The sequence below is a fragment of the Microbacterium sp. NPDC089698 genome, from assembly GCF_044749045.1.
Classification (GTDB): Bacteria; Actinomycetota; Actinomycetes; order Actinomycetales; family Microbacteriaceae; genus Microbacterium.
Genome location: NZ_JBIVHE010000005.1, coordinates 1 through 20,261, shown reverse-complemented (window position 1 = coordinate 20,261; position 20,261 = coordinate 1). Strand labels below are relative to the sequence as shown.

Sequence of the window (20,261 nt, the reverse complement as noted above, 5' to 3'; positions counted from 1 at the left end):
TGTGTTGCCTTTCGCTGTGTGGGGAGGATTCAGTACGTCGTGGAGATGAACACGTTCTTCACCTCGGAGAAGGAGTCCGGCGCGTCCGGTCCGAGCTCGCGGCCCAGCCCGGACTGCTTGAACCCGCCGAAGGGGGTCCAGTAGCGCACGGAGGAGTGCGAGTTGATCGAGAGATTGCCGCTCTCCACGCCGCGGGCGACGCGCAGGGCGCGGCCGACATCGCGGCTGAAGATGGATCCGCTCAGACCGTACTCGGTGTCGTTGGCCTTGGCGATCGCATCCGCCTCGTCACGGAAGGGCATCACGGCGAGCACGGGACCGAAGAGCTCCTGCGACCACACCGGATCGCTCGCGCTGCGCGGCAGCACGACCGCCGGGGCGAGCCAGAACCCGCCGTCCCAGTCCGCGCCTTCGGCGCTCTGCCCGCGGAACGCCACGTCGGCGCCGTCCAGGTGCGCCGCGACCGCGTCGCGCTGCCGCGCCGAGACCATCGGCCCCATCTCGGCGTCCTCCGCGGACGGATCCTTGACGCGGAACGCCTCGACCGCGGGCTGGAGGAGCTCGAGGAACCGGTCGTAGACGTTCTCCTGCACGAGGATCCTGGAACGGGCGCAGCAGTCCTGGCCGGCGTTGTCGAGGCCGCCGCCCGGGGCGGCCGCGGCCGCGGCCTCGAGATCCGCGTCGTCGAACACGATGTTCGCGTTCTTGCCGCCGAGCTCGAGGGTGACGCGCTTGATCTGATCCGCGCAGCCGCGCATGATCCCCTTGCCCACCTCGGTGGATCCGGTGAAGCACACCTTGCGCACGAGCGGGTTCGTGACGAAGCGGTCCCCGACCACGCTGCCCTTGCCGGTGATGACCGTGAAGACGCCCTCCGGGAGTCCCGCCTCGAGGGCCAGCTCGCCGAGGCGCATCGCGGTCAGCGGCGTGAGCTCGGCGGGCTTGAGCACGACCGTGTTGCCTGCGGCGAGCGCCGGGGCGAAACCCCAGCCGGCGATGGGCATCGGGAAGTTCCACGGCACGATGATGCCGACGACGCCGAGCGGCTCGTGGAAGGTGACATCGATCCCGCCGGCCACGGGGATCTGCTTCCCGAAATGCCGCTCGGGGCTCGCGCTGTAGTAGTTCAGCACGTCGCGGACGTTGCCGGCCTCCCAGCGGGCGTTGCCGATCGTGTGACCGGCGTTCGCGACCTCCAGGGCGGCGAGCTCGTCGATGTGCGCCTCGACGACGCTCGCGAAAGACCGCAGCAGGCGAGCGCGGTCCCCCGGGGCGATCGCGCGCCACGCGGGGTACGCCCGGTGGGCGCGCTCGATGGCCGCGTCGGTCTCGCCGAGGTCGGCGAGACCGACCTCCCCCACCGGCTGTCCGGTCGCGGGGTTCAGGACGGTGAAGGCGCCGGCGGCGCCGTAGCGGGAAGAAGGGATCCTCATGCGCTCAGCCTCTCGAGATCTCCGATGAACCCGTTCACAGCCGCTCGAAGCCGCGGCGCAGCTCCCAGTCGGTCACCGCGGCGTCGAAGGCCGCGATCTCGACATCGGCGTAGTTCACGTAGTGCCGCACGACGTCCTCGCCGAAGACCTCGTTCGCGATCGCGGACTGCGCGAGCGCCTCGCGCGCCTCGTGCATCGTGGACGGGACCGTGGGTGCACCGGATTCGTACGCGTTGCCCTTCGTCTCCGGCTCGAGCGGCAGCTCGTGATCGATCCCGTACAGTCCGCCCGCGAGCATGGCGGCGAGTCCCAGATACGGGTTCATGTCCCCGCCGGGCAGACGGTTCTCCATCCGCGCTCCCGCGCCCCGCCCGACCAGGCGCACCGAACTCGTGCGGTTGTCGATGCCCCAGGCGACCGCGGTCGGCGCGAAGGATCCCTTCACGAACCGTTTGTAGGAGTTGATGTTGGGCGCGTAGAAGAGCGTGAAGTCGCGCATGGTCGCGAGCACGCCGGCGATGAAGTGGTCGTAGAGCGCCGAGCGGGCGCCGCGCTCGGCGTCCCAGAACACCAGCGCGTCGTCGTCCTTGCCGCGCAGCGACATGTGCACGTGGCAGGAGTTGCCCTCACGCTGGTTCGGCTTCGCCATGAACGTGATCGACTGACCGTGCTGACGCGCGATGTCCTTCGAGGCCGTCTTGTAGTACGCGTGGTTGTCGGCCGTGGCGATGACCTCGTCGTAGAGGAACGCGATCTCGTGCTGGCCGAAGTTGCACTCGCCCTTCGCCGACTCGACGTTCAGGCCCGAGGCGTACATCGTGTTGCGGATCTCGCGCAGCAGCGGCTCGACGAGCGTGGATCCGAGGATCGAGTAGTCGATGTTGTAGCGGTTGGCGGGCTCCAGGTCGCGATAGCCGGAGTCCCACGCCCGGTCGTAGGGCGTGTTGAAGATCACGAACTCGAGCTCGGTGCCGGCGAGCGCCTTCCAGCCGTGGGAGGCGGCGCGCTCGGTCTGCGCGCGCAGGATCTCGCGCGGCGAGACCCGCACGGACGCGCCGTTGGTCCCCGCGAGGTCGCACTGGATCATCGCGCTTCCCGGCCGGTGCGGCAGGAGCCGGATGGTCGCGAGGTCCAGTACGAACTCCATGTCGCCGTAGCCGTCCGCCCAGGACGCGTGCGCATAGCCGTCGACCGTGTTCATCTCGACGTCCACCGCGAGCAGGTAGTTGCATCCCTCGGTGCCGTGGCCGAGCACGGAGTCGAGGAAGAAGCGCGCGTGCAAGAGCTTGCCCTGCAGCCGCCCCTGCATGTCGGTGAAGGCGAGGATCACAGTGTCGAGCGAGCCGTCGAGGATGCGCGCGCGCAGCTGCTCGACGGTGAGCATGCGGTCGTTGCGGGCGGGGACGAGGAGGTCGGAGGAGTTCATGTGCAACGGTGTCCTTTATTTCAGAAGGCCCTTGAGGAGTGCGGCGGTGGCGTCGCAGTGCGCGGTCATGATGTCGCGCGCCCGGTCGGCGGAGCCGTCCAGGATCGCCGCGACGATCGCGCGGTGCTCGGTCTCGGAGTGGTCGATGTTGGTCTTGAGGAACGGGATCTCGGCGAGGAGCTGGTGGATCCGCACCTGCACCGCGCTGCAGGAGCGCGACAGTTCGTCGGATCCGCAGACCGTCGCGATCGCGAGGTGCAGCCGGGCGTCGGCCTGCCGGTAGTCGGCCGGCGTCTCGGCGGCGGCGAGGTCTGCGAGGCTGTCGGTGAGGAGCGTGCGCTGCGCCTCGTCCAGGGAGGTCAGCGCCGCCCGGTACGCGGCGCCCGGCTCGATGACGGACCGGAAGACGATCACGTCGTCGATCTCGGCCCGGCGCGGCGGGGTCTGGTCGGCCGGCCACTGCTCTGCGGCCGGCAGGACGATGGTGCCCCCTCCGCGCCCCCGGGTCGTCGTGACGAGCCCGGCGGCGCGGAGAGCGCTGATGGCCTCCCTCAGGGTGGCGCGGGAGACGCTGAGCTTCTCGGCGAGCTCGCGCTCGCCGGGGAGCTTCGTCCCCACCCGGAAGATCCCGAGCCTGATGGCCGATCCGAGCTGCTCGACGCAGCTCTCGAAGGCCATGTGGCCGCGGACCGGATGCAGCGCCGCGCCCACCAGAGGGGAGTCCATCGCGTCCGTCATGTCGTGGTCATTCCTCCAGGAGCTTGTCCGGCGCCATGGTGAGATGCTCGGCCTCGACGCTCGATGCCATGAAGTCCCGCTTGCCGTACGCGAACCACAGCACGATGGAGAGGAGGGCCACCACGACGACCGCGACGGGCGCGTAGTTGAAGGTGTCGATCGTGATCGGGTTCACCGGGGGCAGCACGAACAGGATGATGATGAGCACCACCCAGACCACAGCGATCCAGCCGACGACGGCGCTCCACCGGCCCAGGTTCCAGGGCCCGGGGACGAAGCCCTTGTCCAGCCGGCGCAGGAACACCGGAGTGACGTAGGCGATGTAGAGGCCGATGACCGCCACCGATGTCACGGCGAGGTACGCCGTGGTGTTGAACAGCGCCGGCGTGGTCAGGATGATCGACAGCACGACGCACAGCCAGATCGAGTTGGTCGGCGTGCCCGTGCGCTTGTTGACCTTCGCCCAGATCCGCGAGCCCGGGATCGCGCTGTCCCGCGAGAACGCGTAGCTCATCCGGGAGTTCGCGGTGACCGAGGCCATGCCGCAGAAGAACTGCGCGCCGCAGACGATGAACAGCAGGAACTTCGCCATCGTCGGGTTGTTCAGCGCGTCCAGGAAGATCTGCGCGGGTGGCAGACCGGTCTGGGATCCGAGGAGGCCCGCGATCCCCTTGTCGCTGCCGTCCTGGATGGCCGCGGTGATCGAGAAGAGCAGGATCCACCCGCCGATGATGGAGATCACGACGCTCATCACGATGCCCTTGGGCGCGGCGATCGAGGCGTTCTTGGTCTCCTCGGCGACGTGGGCGGAGGCGTCGTAGCCGGTGTACGTGTACTGCGCCATGAGCAGGCCCATGAGGAACACGTACGGGCCGAACGACCAGCCGGTGCCGTTGTACCAGTGCGTGAACGTCCATCCGACGTCCTGGTGCTGGGTGGGCATGATCCACAGCGCCCCGACGATCACGAGCACGCCGACGATGTGCCACCAGGCGGACACGTTCGAGAGCAGGCTCACGATGTTGACGCCGAAGGTGTTCAGCAGGCCGTGCACCACGATCAGCACGACGAAGAGCGCAAAGGTGGTCTGCGGCGTCGGCTCGATGCCCCAGACCAGGTTCGCGAACGCCATCATCGTGGTCGCCGCGCCGAAGTCGATCGCCGCGGTGACGGCGACCTCGCCGAGGAAGTTGAACCAGCCCACGGTCCACGCCCACTGGCGCTTGTTCCGCTTGGCGAGCCGGCCGGCCCAGAAGTACAGGCCGCCGGCGGTCGGGTACTTCGAGCACACCTCCGCCATGGCGAGGGCGACCATGAGCACGAAGACGCCGACGACCGGCCAGCCGATCGTGATCGCCGAGGGGCCGCCCGAGTTCAGGGCGATGGCGTACGAGGTGATGCATCCCGCGAGGATGGAGATGATCGAGAAGGAGACGGCGAAGTTGCTGAACCCCGACATCCCCCGATGCAGTTCCTGTTTGTAGCCCAGGGCGGCCAGGGCTGCGGCGTCGTCGTCGATCGGGTGCGAGTCCGGCGCCTTTGTCGTTTCGCTCATGGAGTGCTGCCTGCTTTCAGTGGAGGGAGCGTGTGCAGCGATTCTGACGCTCTCGTCCCTCGACTGTCAATGGTCTGACTTCAAACCATTAGCCCCGGAGCGCCTCCACGGGCTCGATGCTCGAGGCCCGCCGTGCGGGATACCAGCCGGACAGCGCGCCGACGAGCACCCCGACCCCGACTCCGGCGATCGCGATCAGCGGATCCACGACCGGCGCCCAGCCCTGCAGCGCCGCGACGAGGATGACGGCGTTGACGCCGACCGCGGCACCGATCACTCCGCCCACCAGTCCGATCACCAGGGATTCGACCAGGAACTGCTGTCCGACCTGTCGGCTGGTCGCTCCGAGCGCGCGGCGCAGCCCGATCTCCCCTGTCCGCTCCATCACGCCCAGCAGCGTGACGTTCGCGATGCCGAAGCCGCCCGCGAGCAGCACGACGCCGCCGAGCAGCAGGAGCACCAGGTTGACGTCGCCCTGCACGTTGCGGCTGAGGTCTCCCCTGCCCGAGGGCGCCTGCGCCTGCAGGCCCTCCGGAGCATCGGGCTGAAGCGCGACGACGGTCTGCTTCGCGAGCTGAGGCCCCGATCCCGGCATGATCCGGATGTCGAGTTCGGCGGGCGCCGCCAGACGGAAGTCGCTCCGCGCCGTCCCCACCGGGATCAGCACGGCATCGGCGAGGTCGGACCGCTGCATCGGGCCCAGCACGCCGATGACCGCGTACGCGACCCCGTCGATGAACAGCGAGGGACGGGCGCCGACCTCGGCGATCCCCAGCCTCTTCGCCGCCTCGGCGCCGAGCACCGCCACCCGGTCGCCCCTGGCGTCGTGCCCGTGATCGAAGAACCGCCCCGAGACGACCCGCGCCTCGAGCGCTTCCGGCAGCCCCGCCGATGCGGCGAACAGCGCCGGCGAGGAGGAGGGCGCCGCGGAAGGATCGTTCACGGGCACCGCCGTGATGGAATCGGAATCCCCGAGCGGCACCTCGGCGATGAGGGCAGAGGCCAGAACGCCCGCCAGGCGGTCCACGCGCTCGGCTCCGTCCCAGGGGATGCGCCCGGTCGCCACGCTCTTGCTCTGCGAGCCGCCGGTCTGCGCCTGCGCCGGAGACACCACCATCTGGGTGCCCGCCGCGGTGTCGAACTGCCGCGCGATCTGGGCGGAGGCGGTCTGGGCGAAGCCGACGGTGGCGACCAGGGCGCCGATCCCGAGCACGGTGCCCAGGATCGTCGCCAGCAGTCGCGCCGGCCGGGATCCCAGGTCGCTCGTGGCCTCCGCCACGAGATCCTGCATCGTGAAGCGATCCGCCCGCGGTACCGGAGGGATCATCGCTCGCTCACCCGCCCGTCCGCGATCCGGATGCAGCGGCGCGCCCGCTGCGCGACGTCGGCGTCGTGGGTGATCACGACGAGCGTGAGCCCGTCCTCGCCGAGGTCCTCGAACAGCCGCATCACCTCTCCCGTGGTGTCCTGGTCGAGGTTGCCGGTGGGCTCGTCCGCGAGCAGGAGCCGGGGTCCGGAGACCACCGCCCGTGCCACGGCGACGCGCTGCCGCTCCCCGCCGGAGAGCTCGGTCGGCAGGAACGACATCCGGCCGCCGAGGCCGACGCGTTCCAGCGCGGCGACGGCCCGCTCCTCCCGTTCCGCGCGCGGAACGCCGCTGTAGAGCATCGGCATCAGCACGTTCTGCAGCACCGAGCGGCGCGCCATCAGGTGGAAGGACTGGAAGACGAAGCCGATGAATCTCGCCCTCATGGCGGCCCGCTCGTCCTCGCCGAGGTCTCCGGTGAGGGATCCGGCGAGCCGGTACGTCCCCACGCTCGGACGGTCCAGCAGCCCGAGGATGTTGAGCATCGTGGATTTGCCGGATCCGGAGGGGCCGACGATCGAGAGGTAGTCCCCCGGCTCGACGGTGAGCGAGACGCCCTTCAGCGCCTGCACCTCCGGCGGCCCGGGGAACGAGCGCGTGACGTCGCGCAGGTCGATCAGCGGCGCCGGATCCGGCGCGGCCTCGGTCATCGGCCGACCACCACGAGATCGCCCTTCTCCAGCTTCCCCTCGACCGCCGCGACCTCGACCGCGCCGCGGGCGGCCAGCCCGGTCTTCACGACGACCATGCGCGTCTTCGCACTGTCCCCTTCGCGCGGATCCGATTCCACCACCTGCACCCGGCTCTCACCGCCAGGCCCCGCCGTCAGCGCGGCGAGAGGGACGGACAGCACGTCGCCGTCCGTGGCGCCGACCGCGACGGAGACCCGCACGTTCGCGCCCTGCAGTGCCGCGATCTGCTCCGCGGTGAGCGGCTGCGGCTCGAACAGCACCTGCCAGCGCCCCGCGGCCGCCGGCTTCGTGCCGCTCTTGCCCCCGGAGCCTCCCGAGGCGCCGGCCGCGGAGCCGTTCTTGACCTCGGTGATGGTCGCCGTGTGCGCGGTGCCGTCCGGGAGGGAGAACGTCCCTGAGGTGCCCGGCTTGAGCAGGCGCGCGTCGGCCTCGGCAGCGCTCCCGGTCAGGCGCACGGTCGCCCCCGACACCGTCATCGCCGTGCCCTGCAGCACGGCGCCCCGCTTGGCCTTCACCGCGTCGACCCGGCGCGGCAGTTCGGTGAGGAACAGCACCTCGCTCGACGGCAGGAACGGCAGCGTCTGCAGGCGCGCCCGCTCGGCGGCGTCCTCGGCGGAGCCGAGCTGGCTCCGCGCCGCGTCGACGGCGTCCTGCAGGGCGCCGCGATCCGCCTCCGGCGTCTGGTCGGCGGCCTGGAGCTGGCGACGCGCGCTGCGCAGCGCCGTCTCGGCCGAGCGCACCGACTCCTGCGCACTGCGATAGGCCTCCTCGACGCCCTCGCCGGGACTCGGCGCGGGATAGCCGACCTGGGCGTACAGCTGGGCGATCGCGGCCGTCGCGTTCTCATCGAGGATGTTCGAGCTCATGTCCCCCGGATCGATTCCCACGGCGGACAGCGCCTGCTTGAGCTGCAGCACGTCAGGGCCGGAGACGCCGTGGCGCAGGCTCCGGTAGGCGGGCAGTTCCCCTGGCAGCACGATCACCGGCCGCCCGACCACCTCGAGGGCGATCGAGAGCGGCGAGAAGGTCGCGCCCTCCGCAGGGACCTGTCCGGTGACGACCGCGGCGCCGGAGACGGTGCTCGTGTCGATCGCGACGTCCACCGCATCGGCGTAGCCGACGTCCGCACGCAGCGTCACGTCGTTGCTCAGCGGCCCGAACTCGACCGGCGCCGTGATCAGGCCCGGCTTGGGCGCCTTCCCCCCGGCGTTCGCCGGTGCCAGCACGAACGTCCCGACGAGCAGACCGCCGACGAGCGCCGCGAGCGCGGCCACCGCACCGATCCAGAGCGCGCGGTTGCGCCGGAACACCCGCCCCCAGCCGGCCACCTGCGAGGCGCCGGAACCCGCCTCCTCCGTGTCGTCCCGCACTACTTCTTCTTCTCCTGCGCCAGAGCCTTCTCCCCCGCCACCTTGAACGCCTCGAGCTCCTTCTTGTTCTCCGCGACGAACTTCTCCTCGTTCGCGAACTGGATCTTCAGCTGCGCATCGCGGTAGGAGGTCTTCTCCCGGCAGGCCAGATCCTTGAGTGCGAGCGCACGCTCCGTCTCGCCGAGCTTCTTCATCTCCGCGCTGTCCTTGGGATCCTGATACGAATTCGGGTCCTGTTGCGGATCCATCGGGGCCTGCTGCTCGTAGATCTTGTTCATCGCGTCGTAGATCGACTGCTGAGCCTCCGGCTGCTTGCGGAATCCGCTCTCACCGGCATCGCCCATGCACGCGGACCATGATCCGTCGAGCTTCTTCAGCTCCGGGGCGTCCTGCATCTTCTCGTAGAACTTCTGGATGCGGTCCACGAGCGGCTTGAACTCGTCGCTCTGCCAGGGCTGATCGGCCGACACCTCGTGCTGCGCCCGCCCCTGGCAGCCGGCGTCCTGCCACTTCCACTCGACCGGTCCTTCCGCCTGCGGGTCGGGATCGGCCATCTTGCCGTACAGCGTCTCCTGGTAGGCCTGCTGCTCCGCCTCGGAAAGGCTCTGCAGATACTCCTGATTCGGGTCCTCGACGGGCTGCTCCTGCTCCTTGCCCTTCATCTGCTGGTCCATCGGATTGTCGACGGCGCCGTACCCGTACTTCTCGACCCAGGACCGCTCCTCCGGCTCCCACTTCACGTCTTCGGAGGAAGCGAACGACATGTTGCCGGTGAACGGCTTGTATTCGAAGCCCTCCTTCGCCATGCAGTCGGCGGTCAGCTCCTCCTGCTTCTTCTGCTGCTCCTTGGCCCGGCGCTCCTGCTCCTTCGGAGAGGCGTCGCGGTCGTAGCCCGCGCTCAGGTACTCGGAAAGCGGAGAATCCTCCGGCTTCAGGCCTCCTCCGCCCTGCGCGCAGGCGGAGAGCGCGATCGTCGACAGCGCCAGGATTGCGAGGGCGAGGGGAAGACGGGACTCGACGGTCGGCATCGTTGCTCCTTCAGTTTTCGAGAAACCCTTTTCGCCAGACCCTACAGGTCGACGCCGCCGAGCGCCTCCTCGCGAGAGATAACCGCCGTCAACGCGCCCGAGGATGCGCGGTCGCGTAGACGTCCCGCAGCGTGTCCACCGAGACGTGCGTGTAGATCTGGGTGGTCGCGACCGACGCGTGGCCCAGCAGCTCCTGCACGACCCGGACATCGGCGCCGCCCTGCAGCAGATGGGTCGCGAAGGAATGCCGCAGAGTGTGCGGCGAGACCTCCGCCGTGATCTGCGCGCCTTCGGCGGCCGCGCGGATGATCAGCCACGCGCTCTGCCTGCTGAGCGGTGCGCCGCGCGCCCCGAGGAACAGTTTCGCCGAGGCGCGCCCCTTCGCGGCGAGCGCGGGGCGCACCCGCGTGAGGTAGGCGTCGACCGCCGCGCGTGCAAAGGAGCCCACGGGCACGATCCGCTCCTTGGACCCCTTTCCGCGCAGCCTCAGCACGTCGCCGTGTGCAAGATCGTCGACGTCGAGAGACACCGCCTCGGAGACGCGGGCGCCCGTGGCGTAGAGCAGCTCGAGGAGCGCCCGGTCCCGGATCCCGATGGGATCCTCGGCGGAGGGCGCGCCGAGCAGCTGCTCGACCTGATCGATCGTGAGCGCCTTCGGCAGACGCCGCGGCTGTTTCGGCGGACGCAGCCGTGCGCTCGGATCCGCCTCGGCGATGCCCTCCCTGGCGAGGAAGCGATGCCAGCCCCGCACCGAGGACTGCAGCCGGGCGAGGCTGGACGCGGCGGGCGGCGGTTCTGCGCCCGCACGCTCCGCGGCGAACGCCGCGACGGTCTCCGCGGAGATCGCGTCGGTGTCGGCGATGCCCTGCTCCCCCAGCCACACCAGGTACCCGCCGAGATCGCGGCGATACGCGGCGAGGGTGTGCTCGGCCAGCCCTCGCTCGATCGTCACGTGCCGGAGGTACGCGTCGAGCGCTCGGTCGAGCTGCACGTCAGGCCCCGAGGCCCCGCCGCCCCGTCGACGACAGGCGTCGCTCCGCCGCGAGTACCCCGGCGGCGAGGATGCCGTTGCGCAGCCGCCCGGCGAGCACGCCGTCGGCGGCTTCGGACAGCGGAACCCAGGCGAGCCGGATGTCGGCTTCCTCGTCCGTGCGCGCGAAGGCGGACTCCGCCGCGCTCAGCCCGGTCGCGAGGTAGATGTGGACGATCTCCGAGTTGCTGCCGGGGGTCGTGTAGATCGAGATGAGCGGCTCCCAGGCGCTCGCGACCAGGTCCGCCTCCTCGGCGAGCTCCCGCCGCGCGGCGTCCATCGGGTCCTCCCCCGCCACATCGAGCAGCCCCGCGGGCAGCTCCCAGTCGCGCTGCCGGATGGGATGACGGTACTGCTGGATGAGCAGCACCCGTCCGTCCTCGTCCATCGCGACGACCGCGGCCGCGCCGGAGTGGTCGATGTACTGACGCACGATCCCGCCGTCGCCGTAGCGGACGTGGTCCTCGCGGATCCCCCACACCGCGCCGCGGTACACCTCGGCGCTCGAGAGCACCTCGGGGTCGGACGGCTCGTCGCGCGGCGCGGTGGTGGAGTCCGTCACGTCAGTCCTCGTCGTCGAACAGCTCGCTGGAGCGGTGCCGCTCGATCGCCGCGCCGACGAGTCCGCGGAACAGCGGGTGCGGGTCGGTCGGGCGCGAGCGCAGCTCGGGGTGCGCCTGGGTGGCGATGTAGAACGGGTGCACTTCGCGCGGCAGCTCCACGTACTCGACGAGGTCGAGCTCGGGGTTGAGGCCCGAGAACGAGAGCCCGGCGTCCGCCAGGCGGCCGCGGTAGGCGTTGTTCACCTCGTAGCGGTGGCGGTGACGCTCCGAGGCCTCGGACGCGCCGTAGAGCTCGGCGGCGAGCGAGCCCTCGCCGAGCGCCGCCTTGTACAGGCCCAAGCGCATGGTGCCGCCCAGGTCGCCGCCGTCGAGGATCTCGACCTGCTCGGCCATGGTCGCGATGACCGGCTCCGCGGTGTCGGGGTCGAACTCGCTCGACGACGCACCGGCGATGTCCGCGACGTTGCGCGCGTACTCGATCACCATGCACTGCAGGCCGAGGCACAGGCCGAGGGTGGGGATGCCCTGTTCGCGGGCGAACCGGAGCGCGCCCAGCTTGCCCTCGATGCCGCGGATGCCGAAGCCGCCGGGCACGCAGATGCCGTCGACGTCGCTCAGCGCCTTGGCGGCGCCCTCGGGCGTCTCGCAGGAGTCGGAGGGGATCCAGCGGATCTTGACGGCGACCTCGTGCGCGAAGCCGCCGGCCTTGAGGGCCTCGGTGACCGAGAGGTAGGCGTCGGGCAGGTCGATGTACTTGCCGACGAGGCCGATCGTGACCTCGTGCTTCGGGTTGTGCACGGCCTGCAGGACCTTCTGCCAGCGCGACCAGTCGACATCCGCGGCCTTGTCGAGCCCGAGCGCGTCCACGATGTAGTCGTCCAGACCCTGGTCGTGCAGCATCGTCGGGATGTCGTAGATGCTGGGCACGTCGATCGCGTTCACGACCGCGTCCTCGTCGACGTCGCACATGAGCGCGATCTTGCGCTTGTTCGAGTCGGTCACGGGGCGGTCGCTGCGCAGCACGAGGGCGTCGGGCTGGATGCCGATCGAGCGCAGGGTCGCGACGGAGTGCTGCGTCGGCTTGGTCTTCTGCTCGCCGGAGGCGCCCATGAACGGCACCAGCGACACGTGCACGAAGAACACGTTCTTGCGGCCGAGCTCGTGGCGGATCTGACGCGCCGACTCGATGAAGGGCTGCGACTCGATGTCTCCGACCGTGCCGCCGATCTCGGTGATGATGACGTCGGGACGCGGCGTCTCATCGGCCTGAAGGCGCATGCGGCGCTTGATCTCGTCCGTGATGTGCGGGATGACCTGCACCGTGTCGCCGAGGTACTCGCCGCGGCGCTCCTTGGCGATGACCTGCGAGTAGATCTGACCGGTGGTGACGTTCGCGGCCTGGCTGAGCTCGATGTCCAGGAAGCGCTCGTAGTGGCCGATGTCGAGGTCGGTCTCGGCGCCGTCGTCCGTGACGAAGACCTCGCCGTGCTGGAAGGGGTTCATGGTGCCCGGATCCACGTTCAGATAGGGATCCAGCTTCTGCATCACGACGCGCAGTCCGCGGGCGGTCAGCAGGTTGCCGAGGCTGGCTGCCGTCAGGCCCTTGCCCAAAGAGGAAACGACACCGCCCGTCACGAAGATGTGCTTGGTGGTGTCGTTGTCTGTCCGCGCGGCTGAGTTCTGCATCACGGGCTTTAATCCTATCAGCGCGATCGCCGGGAGTCACTCACGCGACGCGCGGAGGGCCTGGTCCAGTTCCGCCGTCGAGGGAGGGTTCGCTCCTGCGCGCGCCACGGTGAGCGCGGCGCTCGCGAGTGCGGTGTCCAGAGCGGCGAGCACGGCGTCGTCCGGCACGGGCTCCCCCGCCGTGAGCAGACGGTCCGTACCGTCGCGCAGCAGCGCATGCAGCAACCCGGACATGAACGCGTCGCCCGCGCCGATCGTGTCGGCGACGACGACGGGCCGCGCCGGGCGGGCGAACCATGCGCCGTCCACGAGCGCCAGGCACCCCTCGGATCCGCGCGTGACGACCACGAACCGCGCGCCGTGCGCGGCGAGGTCGGCGAGGGCCTTCTCGAGCGTCGCGTCCGGTGCGAGCCAGGCTGCGTCCTCGTCGCTCAGCTTCACCACCTGGCAGAGCGCCGCGAGGTCGGCCACCCGGCGCAGCACTTCCTCTTTCGTGCCGATCACGTCGGGGCGGATGTTGGGATCGAGCGTCAGGAGCGTGTCCGCCTCGGCCGTGCCGAGCGCCGCGAGGACCGCGGTGGCGCCGGGTTCCCGCAGCGCGCCGATCGACCCGGTGTGCACCAGCCGGGTTCCGGTCACGTCGGGCGCGGGGATGTCCCAGTCGATGTCGAACGCGTAGCTCGCCTTGCCCTCGGCATCCACGCGCGCGATCGCCGTCGAGGTCGGGCCTGACACGAGGGTGTCCGGGCCGAGTGCCACGCCCGCCTCGTCCAGGTGCGCGCGGATCAGGTCGCCGTAGGCGTCGGCGCCGATCCGCGCGTGCAGCGTCGTGGGATGCCCCAGCCGGGCGAGCCCGACCGCGATGTTCATCGGCGATCCCCCGGCGTGCGTCTCGCCGCCCTCGACGACGTCGACGAGGGCCTCGCCGATCACTGCGATCCGATCCCTCACGCTGCTCGCTCCCTCTTCTCCGCCCGTCGGACGGCTCAGTCCTCGCGCAGGGCGAGCAGCTCTCTGGCGTGTTCGAGGGCCGCACCGGAATCGGCGAGCCCGGAGAGCAGCCGCGCCATCTCCGCCTCGCGGTCCTCGCCGTCGAGGCGGCGGACGCTCGATGCGGTGACCTGCCCGTCGTTCGCCTTCACGACGCTGAGGTGGTTGTTCGCGAAGGCGGCGACCTGGGCGAGGTGGGTCACGGCGATCACCTGCGAGGTGCGCGCGAGTCGCGCCAGTCGCCTGCCGACCTCGATCGCCGCCGCACCGCCGATGCCCGCGTCGACCTCGTCGAAGACGAAGGTCGGGACGGGATCCGTGCCCGCGATCACGACCTCGATCGCGAGCATCACGCGCGACAGCTCTCCGCCCGAGGCGCCCTTCGCGACGGATCGCGGATCCGCACCCGGATGCGGGGCGAGGAGGATCGCGACATCATCGCGTCCATGGGCGCTCTCCGTGCCGTCGGTGACCGCGACGACCAGGCGGGCATCGGGCATCGCGAGGGCGTGCAGCTCTTCGGTGACCGCGGTGCCGAGTCGTCCCGCCGCCTCGGTGCGCGTCGCGGTGAGGGCGGCGGCGGCCGCGTCGAGGGTCGCGCGCGCGGCGTCGCGTTCGACCGCGAGCCGTTCGATGTGGTCGGAGTCGTCGTCTAGCTCGGCCAGCCGCGCGGATCCGGTGTTCCACAGTTCGAGGGCGGCGTCGAGGGTGCCGTGGGCGCGCACGAGGGTCGCGAGAGCCGCACGGCGCTCTTCGACGGCGGCCAGCTCGTGCGGACCGGACTCGTCGAGATCGGCGAGATAGCCGCTCAGCTGCGCCGCGATGTCCGTGGCGCGGTAGCCGATCTCCGCGATGCTCTCGGCGATCGCCGTGAGTTCCGGATCCCCCGCGCGCTCCAGGGCCCGCCGTGCCTCGGCCGCCAGCGACGTGACATCGGTCTCGCCGTCCTCGTCGGAGAGCGCGGCACGCGCGATCGCGGCGGACTGGCGCAGCTCCTCGGCGTTCGCGAGGCGCTCTGCGCGCTCGGCGAGGGCGTCGTCCTCCCCCGGCTGCGGGTCGGTGGCCTCGATCACTCCGAGCGCCTCGCGCAGATCATCGGCCTCTCGGCGGCGCCGCTCCTGGTTGCCGCTGATCTCCTCGAGCTCTGCGGACAGGGTGCGCCAGCGCTCCCATGCGGCCTCGTACTCGGCGCGCACGAGCGCGACGGCGGATCCGCCGAAGCGGTCGAGGGCGTCGCGCTGCGCGGCCGCGGACCGCAGGCGCAGCTGCTCGGACTGCCCGTGCACGACGACGAGGTCGTCGGCGAGATCGGCCAGCACGCCGGCCGGCGCCGCGCGCCCGCCGACGCTCGCGCGGCTGCGTCCTTCGGCGGTGAGCGTGCGGGACACGTAGAGCTCACCGCGTTCGTCGTCGTAGGGCTCGAGCTCTCCGCCCGCATCCGCCACGGTGTCGGCGACGGATCCCGCGCTCGGCACGATCCACACGCCCGCGACCGAGGCCTGCGCGGCCCCCGCGCGGACGGCGCCGGAGTCGGCCCTCGCCCCGAGCAGCAGCCCGAGGCCGGTCACGACCATGGTCTTGCCGGCGCCGGTCTCGCCCGTGATCGCGGTGAAACCGGGCCCGATCGGCAGGACAGCCTCCGCGATGACGCCGAGGTCGCGCAGGCGCATCTCCTCGATCATGAGTCGGCCCCCCGCCAGCCCGAGACGGGCAGCTGGAACTTGCGCACCAGCCGGTCCGTGAACACGCTCGGGTGCAGGCGCGCGAGGCGCACGGGACGCGAGGAGCGGCGCACGATCACCCTCGCGCCGCGCGGCAGCTCGTGCGAGCGCCGTCCGTCGCACCAGAGGATCGCGGTGCCGTCGTTGCGGTCCAGCAGCTCGATCGCGACGGGCGCGCCCGGTGCGACCACGAGCGGGCGGGCGAACAGCGCGTGCGCGGACAGCGGCACCACCGCGATCGCCTCGACGCCGGGCCAGATCACCGGTCCGCCCGCGGAGAAGTTGTACGCGGTCGCGCCGGTCGGGGTCGAGACCACCATGCCATCGCAGCCGAAGCTCGTCAGCGGGCGGCCGTCGATCTCGACGACCACCTCGATCATGCGCTCGCGACTGGCCTTCTCCACCGTCGCCTCGTTGAGCGCCCAGGTGCTGTAGACGACGGATCCGTCGGCGTCCTTGACGCGCACGGCGAGCGCCATGCGCTCCTCGACCGAGTAGTCGCGGTCGATGACGCGTGCGACCGCGGCATCCATGTCGTCGCGCTCGATCTCGGCGAGGAAGCCCACGTGCCCCATGTTGATGCCGAGGATCGGCGCCGTCCCGTCGCGGACGAGCTCCGCCGCGCGCAGGATGGTGCCATCGCCGCCCAGCACGATCGCGAGTTCGATGTCCTCGACCGGGATGTCCGTTCCGAGCAGGTCGACCTCGGCGAAGAAGTCGTCCTCCGCCGTCAGGTCGGCACGGTCGTCCGCCGAGAGGACCGGCAGCGCCCCCGCGCCGCGGAGGGCGGACACGACGCGTCTGGCGGCCTGCACGGTCTCGTCCCGGCGCGCATGTGCGACGACGAGGATCCTGCGCTCGTTCATCGGCCTCCTGCCATCTCGTCGATCGTGCTCATCCATTCTGTCGGATTGCCTCCGTCGCCGCGGGCCCGATCCCCCGCGCGCAGATGCACGAGGTACTCGGCGTTCCCGTGCGTGCCCAGGATCGGGGACGGCAGGAGCCCGATGACCCCGAAGCCCTGATCCCATGCGCTCCACAGCACGCGGGCGACGGCATCGGCGCGGATCGCGGGATTCGTCACGAGGCCGCCCCGCACCGCGGTGCGCCCCACTTCGAACTGCGGCTTGACGAGCAGCACGACATCGGCGTCGGCATCCGCCGTCGCCGCGATCGCGGGGAGCACGAGGGTGAGCGAGATGAACGACAGGTCGCCGACGATGAGCGACGGCCGAGCGCTCTCCCCCGTCGCCGCAGCCAGGTTCTCCGCATCCATGTGCCGGACGTTGAACCCCTCCACCGCGACGACGGCCGGATCCAGGCGCACCGACGGGGCGAGCTGGTCATGCCCGACGTCGACCGCGAGCACCCGCCGCGCGCCGCGCTCGCGCAGGACCTGGGTGAACCCGCCCGTGGACGCGCCCATGTCCAGGGCCAGCCGCCCTGCGGGATCGAGCTCGAACCCGTCCAGCGCCGCGATGAGCTTATGCGCGCCACGGCTGACGTAGTGGTCCGCGCCCGCGACCTCGATCGCGTCGCCGTCCTCGACCTTGGCGGATGCCTTGACCACGGGCCTCCCGTTGACGGTGACGAGACCGCCGTCGATGAGGGTCGCCGCATGTGTGCGCGAGCGTGCGAGGCCGCGTTCCGCGAGAGCCGCGTCGAGTCGGGCCGTCATCCGCGATCGGCACCCGGCTGCGCGGAGGCGTCGCGCGGAGCGCTCTCGAGCCGACGTGCCAGGTCGTCGTGCATGGCCTGATACGCGGCGGCGCGCGAGTCCAGCGGTTGCCCTTCGATCAGGCGCAGCCGACTCCAGAGCCCGTCCGAAGGATCCGGTTCCGTGTTCTCGCTCACCCCCTCAGCCTACGGCGCGAGGGCGACGTTCCGCCGGATTACGGGCGGTGGAACGGATCCGCGTACAGGCGTTCCGGCACGCGGAAGCCGAAGATCTGCCGACCCGTGCGCCAGATCGCGGCAGCGCCGGCGCGCACGAGGTCGATCGGCCGATCGCCCTCGCTGAGGATCGTGATGTCCGGGCCGTCCACCCGGACCGAGGCTCCCCGCACCGTGACCGTGTCGCCCTTGATCTGCGTCTGCGGATACGGCTCGTCCAGCTCGCGAAGATCGCCCAGGATGTACGTCGGGCGCGAGCCCTCGGCCGCGGCCAGCAGATGCTTGGGCCGGTCGATGCCTGTGAGCACCAGGACGGACTCGATGCCTGCACGGGACGCTCCGGCGATGTCCGTGTCGAGACGGTCGCCGATGAACAGCGGATGCTTCGCTCCGAATCGGGCGACCGCCTCCTCGAAGATCGGCGTCTCGGGCTTGCCCGCCACGGTCGCGAGGCGGCCGATCGCCGTGTGCACCGCAGAGACCAGAGTCCCGTTGCCGGGCGCGACGCCGCGCGACTGGGGAATCGTCCAGTCGGTGTTCGTCGCGATCCACGGGATCCCGCCCTCGTCCTCGGGCAGCTTCAGCGCGAACGCGGCTTCGGCGAGGTCCTTCCAGCCGACCTCGGGCGCGAACCCCTGCACCACGGCGGCGGGGGCGTCGTCGGCGCTTCGCGTGACCCGGAACCCGGCCTTGTGCACCTCGTCGACGAGTCCTTCGCCTCCGACGACCAGGATCGTGGATCCGGCGGGGATCAGGGAGCTCACAAGACGCATCGCGGCCTGCGGGCTCGTGACGACCTCGTCGGGCGCGACCGTCAGGCCGAGCTCGGTGAGGTGCGCCGCCACGGAGGCGTCAGTGCGGGAGGCGTTGTTCGTGATGTAGCCGAGACGGCGCGAAGCCTCGACCTTCTTCAGACTGTCGATCGCGTGCGGGATGGCGCCGGCACCGGCGTACACGACGCCGTCCAGGTCCGCGAGAACGACATCGACATCGGTCAGCGGCGTGCGCCTGTCCCGGGAGAAAAGGCTCACTCGGGCTTCTCCGTGGCCTCCGGCTGCTCGGACTCGTCGATCTCGATGCCCTCCGGCTCTTCGGCGAGGTCCTCGTAGGCGTCCTCGATGAAGAGCTCCTCGTCGTCGCCATGGCCCAGCGCGGCGGAAGCGACCTCCGCACGCTCGTGCCAGAACGCCGCCTCCTCCGTGCGGCCGAGGTCCTCGAGCACCGCGGCACGCGCGGAGAAGAGAGCCGGGCTCCAGTCGAAGGCGAGGTCGGGGTTGAGCTCGGGGATCTCGAGCTCGCCGAGCGCGAGCTCGGTCTCGCCCCGATCCAGGCGGGCACCCGACATCGCGATCGCCAGCGCGACGCGCGTCGCGGTCGGCAGCGCCGCGCGGTCGACCGAGCGCGCCTCTTCCAGCGCGCGGTCCGGGCGCCCCATCCCGCGTTCGCTGTCCACGATGAGCGCGATCTGGTCGTCGCTCCCGGAGATCCGGCGGTAGGTGCGCAGCTCGCGCAGCGCGAGGGCGAAATCGCCCATGGCATAGGCCGTGATGGCCACGGACTCGCGGACGACGGCGACCCGGCCGGCTCGGCGCGATGCGGCCAGCGCGTGCAGGTGCGCACGCTCGGGGTCCTCGTCGATGAGCCGGGCGGCCATCGCCAGGTGGCGCGCCACCTGCTCGGCGTTCTCCTTGCTGAGGGTCTTCAGCTCATTGCGCGCGGAGGGATGCAGATCGCGGGCCGTGATCTCCTCGGGAAGCTCCGGATCGCGCGGCCGATCCGCCGCGAAGGTGTCGCGACGCGGGCGGTCGCTCGTCCGGCGCGGACGGTCGTCGTTGCCGCGGTAGGGGCGGTCGCCGTCACGACGGGGACGGTCGGTGCGATCCGAGGAACCCCGGTAGGGACGGTCGCCGTCCCGACGGGGACGGTCGTCGTTGCTGCGGAAGGGGCGGTCGCCGTCGCGACGGGGGCGGTCGGTGCGATCCGACGAACCCCGGAACGGACGGTCGCCATCCCGACGGGGACGGTCGTCGTTGCTGCGGAAGGGACGGTCGCCGTCACGACGGGGGCGGTCGGTGCGATCCGACGAACCCCGGTACGGACGGTCGCCGTCACGGCGCGGACGGTCGTCTCCCCCGCGGTACGGGCGGTCCCCATCGTGACGCGGTCGGTCGGTGCGATCCGACGCGCCCCGGTAGGGACGGACGCCGTCACGGCGCGGACGGTCATCGTTGCCGCGGAAGGGACGATCGCCGTCACGACGGGGACGGTCGTCGCCCCCGCGGTACGGACGGTCGCCGTCACGGCGCGGACGGTCATCGTTGCCGCGGAAGGGACGATCGCCATCGCGACGGGGACGGTCATCTCCCCCGCGGTACGGGCGGTCCCCATCACGGCGCGGACGGTCGGTGCGATCCGACGAACCCCGGTAGGGACGGTCGCCGTCACGGCGCGGACGGTCATCGCCACCGCGGAACGGACGGTCGCCATCGCGACGAGGACGATCGCCCTCGTTGCGCTGCGGACGGTCGCCGCGCGCGGAGTCCTTGCGGAAAGAGCGCTCCGAACGGTCGCCGTCGACATAGCGGCGAGGCCGCCTCGCGCCATCATCCTTGCGGTCGCGCGCAGGCTTGCCTTCTTCGGCCATGTCGGGACTCCTTCCGTTTGAGCATGTTAACGCAGAAAGGCCACCCTGCGTTGGGTGGCCTTTCTGTTAAAGGAAGTCCGGCGGTGTCCTACTCTCCCACAGGGTCCCCCCTGCAGTACCATCGGC

At 70.9% G+C, this 20,261-nt stretch carries 19 protein-coding genes; 1 reads left to right on the top strand and 18 read right to left on the bottom strand.

What is annotated here, in order from left to right; genetic code table 11:
- Window positions 1–29: 29 nt before the first annotated feature.
- From ACIPY5_RS13840 to ACIPY5_RS13755, 18 genes are all read right to left on the bottom strand, one after another.
- Window positions 30–1,433, bottom strand: a complete 1,404-nt coding sequence (locus tag ACIPY5_RS13840) for an aldehyde dehydrogenase family protein (RefSeq protein ID WP_400971651.1) — start codon at window positions 1,431–1,433, stop codon at window positions 30–32.
- 34 nt (window positions 1,434–1,467) lie between these two features.
- Entirely contained in the window at window positions 1,468–2,859 is a 1,392-nt protein-coding gene (locus ACIPY5_RS13835) for a glutamine synthetase family protein (RefSeq protein ID WP_400971649.1), read from the bottom strand.
- 15 nt (window positions 2,860–2,874) lie between these two features.
- A complete protein-coding gene (locus tag ACIPY5_RS13830) occupies window positions 2,875–3,597 on the bottom strand; it encodes a FadR/GntR family transcriptional regulator (protein ID WP_400971647.1) in 723 nt (240 codons plus the stop codon).
- A 7-nt stretch (window positions 3,598–3,604) separates the two neighbouring features.
- Complete coding sequence (locus tag ACIPY5_RS13825) at window positions 3,605–5,152, bottom strand: amino acid permease (protein ID WP_309357054.1); 1,548 nt, start codon at window positions 5,150–5,152, stop codon at window positions 3,605–3,607.
- Window positions 5,153–5,240: 88 nt separating this feature from the next.
- A complete protein-coding gene (locus ACIPY5_RS13820) occupies window positions 5,241–6,479 on the bottom strand; it encodes an ABC transporter permease (RefSeq protein WP_400971644.1) in 1,239 nt (412 codons plus the stop codon).
- The gene (locus ACIPY5_RS13815) at window positions 6,476–7,168 is read right to left on the bottom strand and encodes an ABC transporter ATP-binding protein (protein ID WP_400971642.1); all 693 of its coding nucleotides are present in this window, start codon (window positions 7,166–7,168) and stop codon (window positions 6,476–6,478) included. Before ACIPY5_RS13815 ends, ACIPY5_RS13820 begins: the two co-directional genes overlap by 4 nt.
- Window positions 7,165–8,580 carry a hypothetical protein gene (locus ACIPY5_RS13810; protein WP_400971640.1) on the bottom strand — a complete coding sequence of 472 codons (1,416 nt, stop codon included), beginning with the start codon at window positions 8,578–8,580 and terminating at the stop codon, window positions 7,165–7,167. Before ACIPY5_RS13810 ends, ACIPY5_RS13815 begins: the two co-directional genes overlap by 4 nt.
- Window positions 8,580–9,608: a hypothetical protein gene (locus ACIPY5_RS13805; protein ID WP_400971638.1), complete on the bottom strand. Its 1,029-nt coding sequence runs from the start codon at window positions 9,606–9,608 to the stop codon at window positions 8,580–8,582. Before ACIPY5_RS13805 ends, ACIPY5_RS13810 begins: the two co-directional genes overlap by 1 nt.
- Before the next feature lie 88 nt (window positions 9,609–9,696).
- The gene (xerD, locus tag ACIPY5_RS13800) at window positions 9,697–10,599 is read right to left on the bottom strand and encodes a site-specific tyrosine recombinase XerD (RefSeq protein ID WP_400971636.1); all 903 of its coding nucleotides are present in this window, start codon (window positions 10,597–10,599) and stop codon (window positions 9,697–9,699) included.
- A 1-nt stretch (window position 10,600) separates the two neighbouring features.
- Complete coding sequence (locus tag ACIPY5_RS13795) at window positions 10,601–11,200, bottom strand: NUDIX domain-containing protein (RefSeq protein ID WP_400971634.1); 600 nt, start codon at window positions 11,198–11,200, stop codon at window positions 10,601–10,603.
- A 1-nt stretch (window position 11,201) separates the two neighbouring features.
- Window positions 11,202–12,887 (bottom strand): CTP synthase, encoded by a 1,686-nt coding sequence (locus tag ACIPY5_RS13790; protein ID WP_309357072.1) that lies wholly within the window; start codon window positions 12,885–12,887, stop codon window positions 11,202–11,204.
- 36 nt (window positions 12,888–12,923) lie between these two features.
- Window positions 12,924–13,838, bottom strand: coding sequence for a carbohydrate kinase (locus tag ACIPY5_RS13785; RefSeq protein WP_400971632.1), 915 nt, complete (start codon window positions 13,836–13,838; stop codon window positions 12,924–12,926).
- Window positions 13,839–13,873: 35 nt separating this feature from the next.
- Window positions 13,874–15,559, bottom strand: a complete 1,686-nt coding sequence (recN, locus tag ACIPY5_RS13780; RefSeq protein WP_309357063.1) for a DNA repair protein RecN — start codon at window positions 15,557–15,559, stop codon at window positions 13,874–13,876.
- Window positions 15,556–16,464, bottom strand: coding sequence for an NAD kinase (locus ACIPY5_RS13775; protein ID WP_309357064.1), 909 nt, complete (start codon window positions 16,462–16,464; stop codon window positions 15,556–15,558). The genes recN and ACIPY5_RS13775 overlap by 4 nt, the downstream gene beginning before the upstream one ends.
- Window positions 16,461–17,276: a TlyA family RNA methyltransferase gene (locus ACIPY5_RS13770; protein ID WP_400971629.1), complete on the bottom strand. Its 816-nt coding sequence runs from the start codon at window positions 17,274–17,276 to the stop codon at window positions 16,461–16,463. Before ACIPY5_RS13770 ends, ACIPY5_RS13775 begins: the two co-directional genes overlap by 4 nt.
- The gene (locus ACIPY5_RS13765) at window positions 17,273–17,452 is read right to left on the bottom strand and encodes a hypothetical protein (protein WP_309357067.1); all 180 of its coding nucleotides are present in this window, start codon (window positions 17,450–17,452) and stop codon (window positions 17,273–17,275) included. Before ACIPY5_RS13765 ends, ACIPY5_RS13770 begins: the two co-directional genes overlap by 4 nt.
- A 38-nt stretch (window positions 17,453–17,490) precedes the next feature.
- Window positions 17,491–18,522, bottom strand: a complete 1,032-nt coding sequence (locus ACIPY5_RS13760) for an HAD-IIA family hydrolase (RefSeq protein WP_309357068.1) — start codon at window positions 18,520–18,522, stop codon at window positions 17,491–17,493.
- Window positions 18,519–19,163 carry a hypothetical protein gene (locus ACIPY5_RS13755; RefSeq protein ID WP_309357070.1) on the bottom strand — a complete coding sequence of 215 codons (645 nt, stop codon included), beginning with the start codon at window positions 19,161–19,163 and terminating at the stop codon, window positions 18,519–18,521. The genes ACIPY5_RS13760 and ACIPY5_RS13755 overlap by 4 nt, the downstream gene beginning before the upstream one ends.
- On the opposite strand from ACIPY5_RS13755, the gene ACIPY5_RS13750 reads away from it, so the two are divergent.
- Complete coding sequence (locus ACIPY5_RS13750; RefSeq protein WP_400971626.1) at window positions 19,152–20,156, top strand: hypothetical protein; 1,005 nt, start codon at window positions 19,152–19,154, stop codon at window positions 20,154–20,156. The two genes, ACIPY5_RS13755 and ACIPY5_RS13750, sit on opposite strands and share 12 nt — an antisense overlap.
- The last annotated feature ends 105 nt before the right edge of the window (window positions 20,157–20,261 follow it).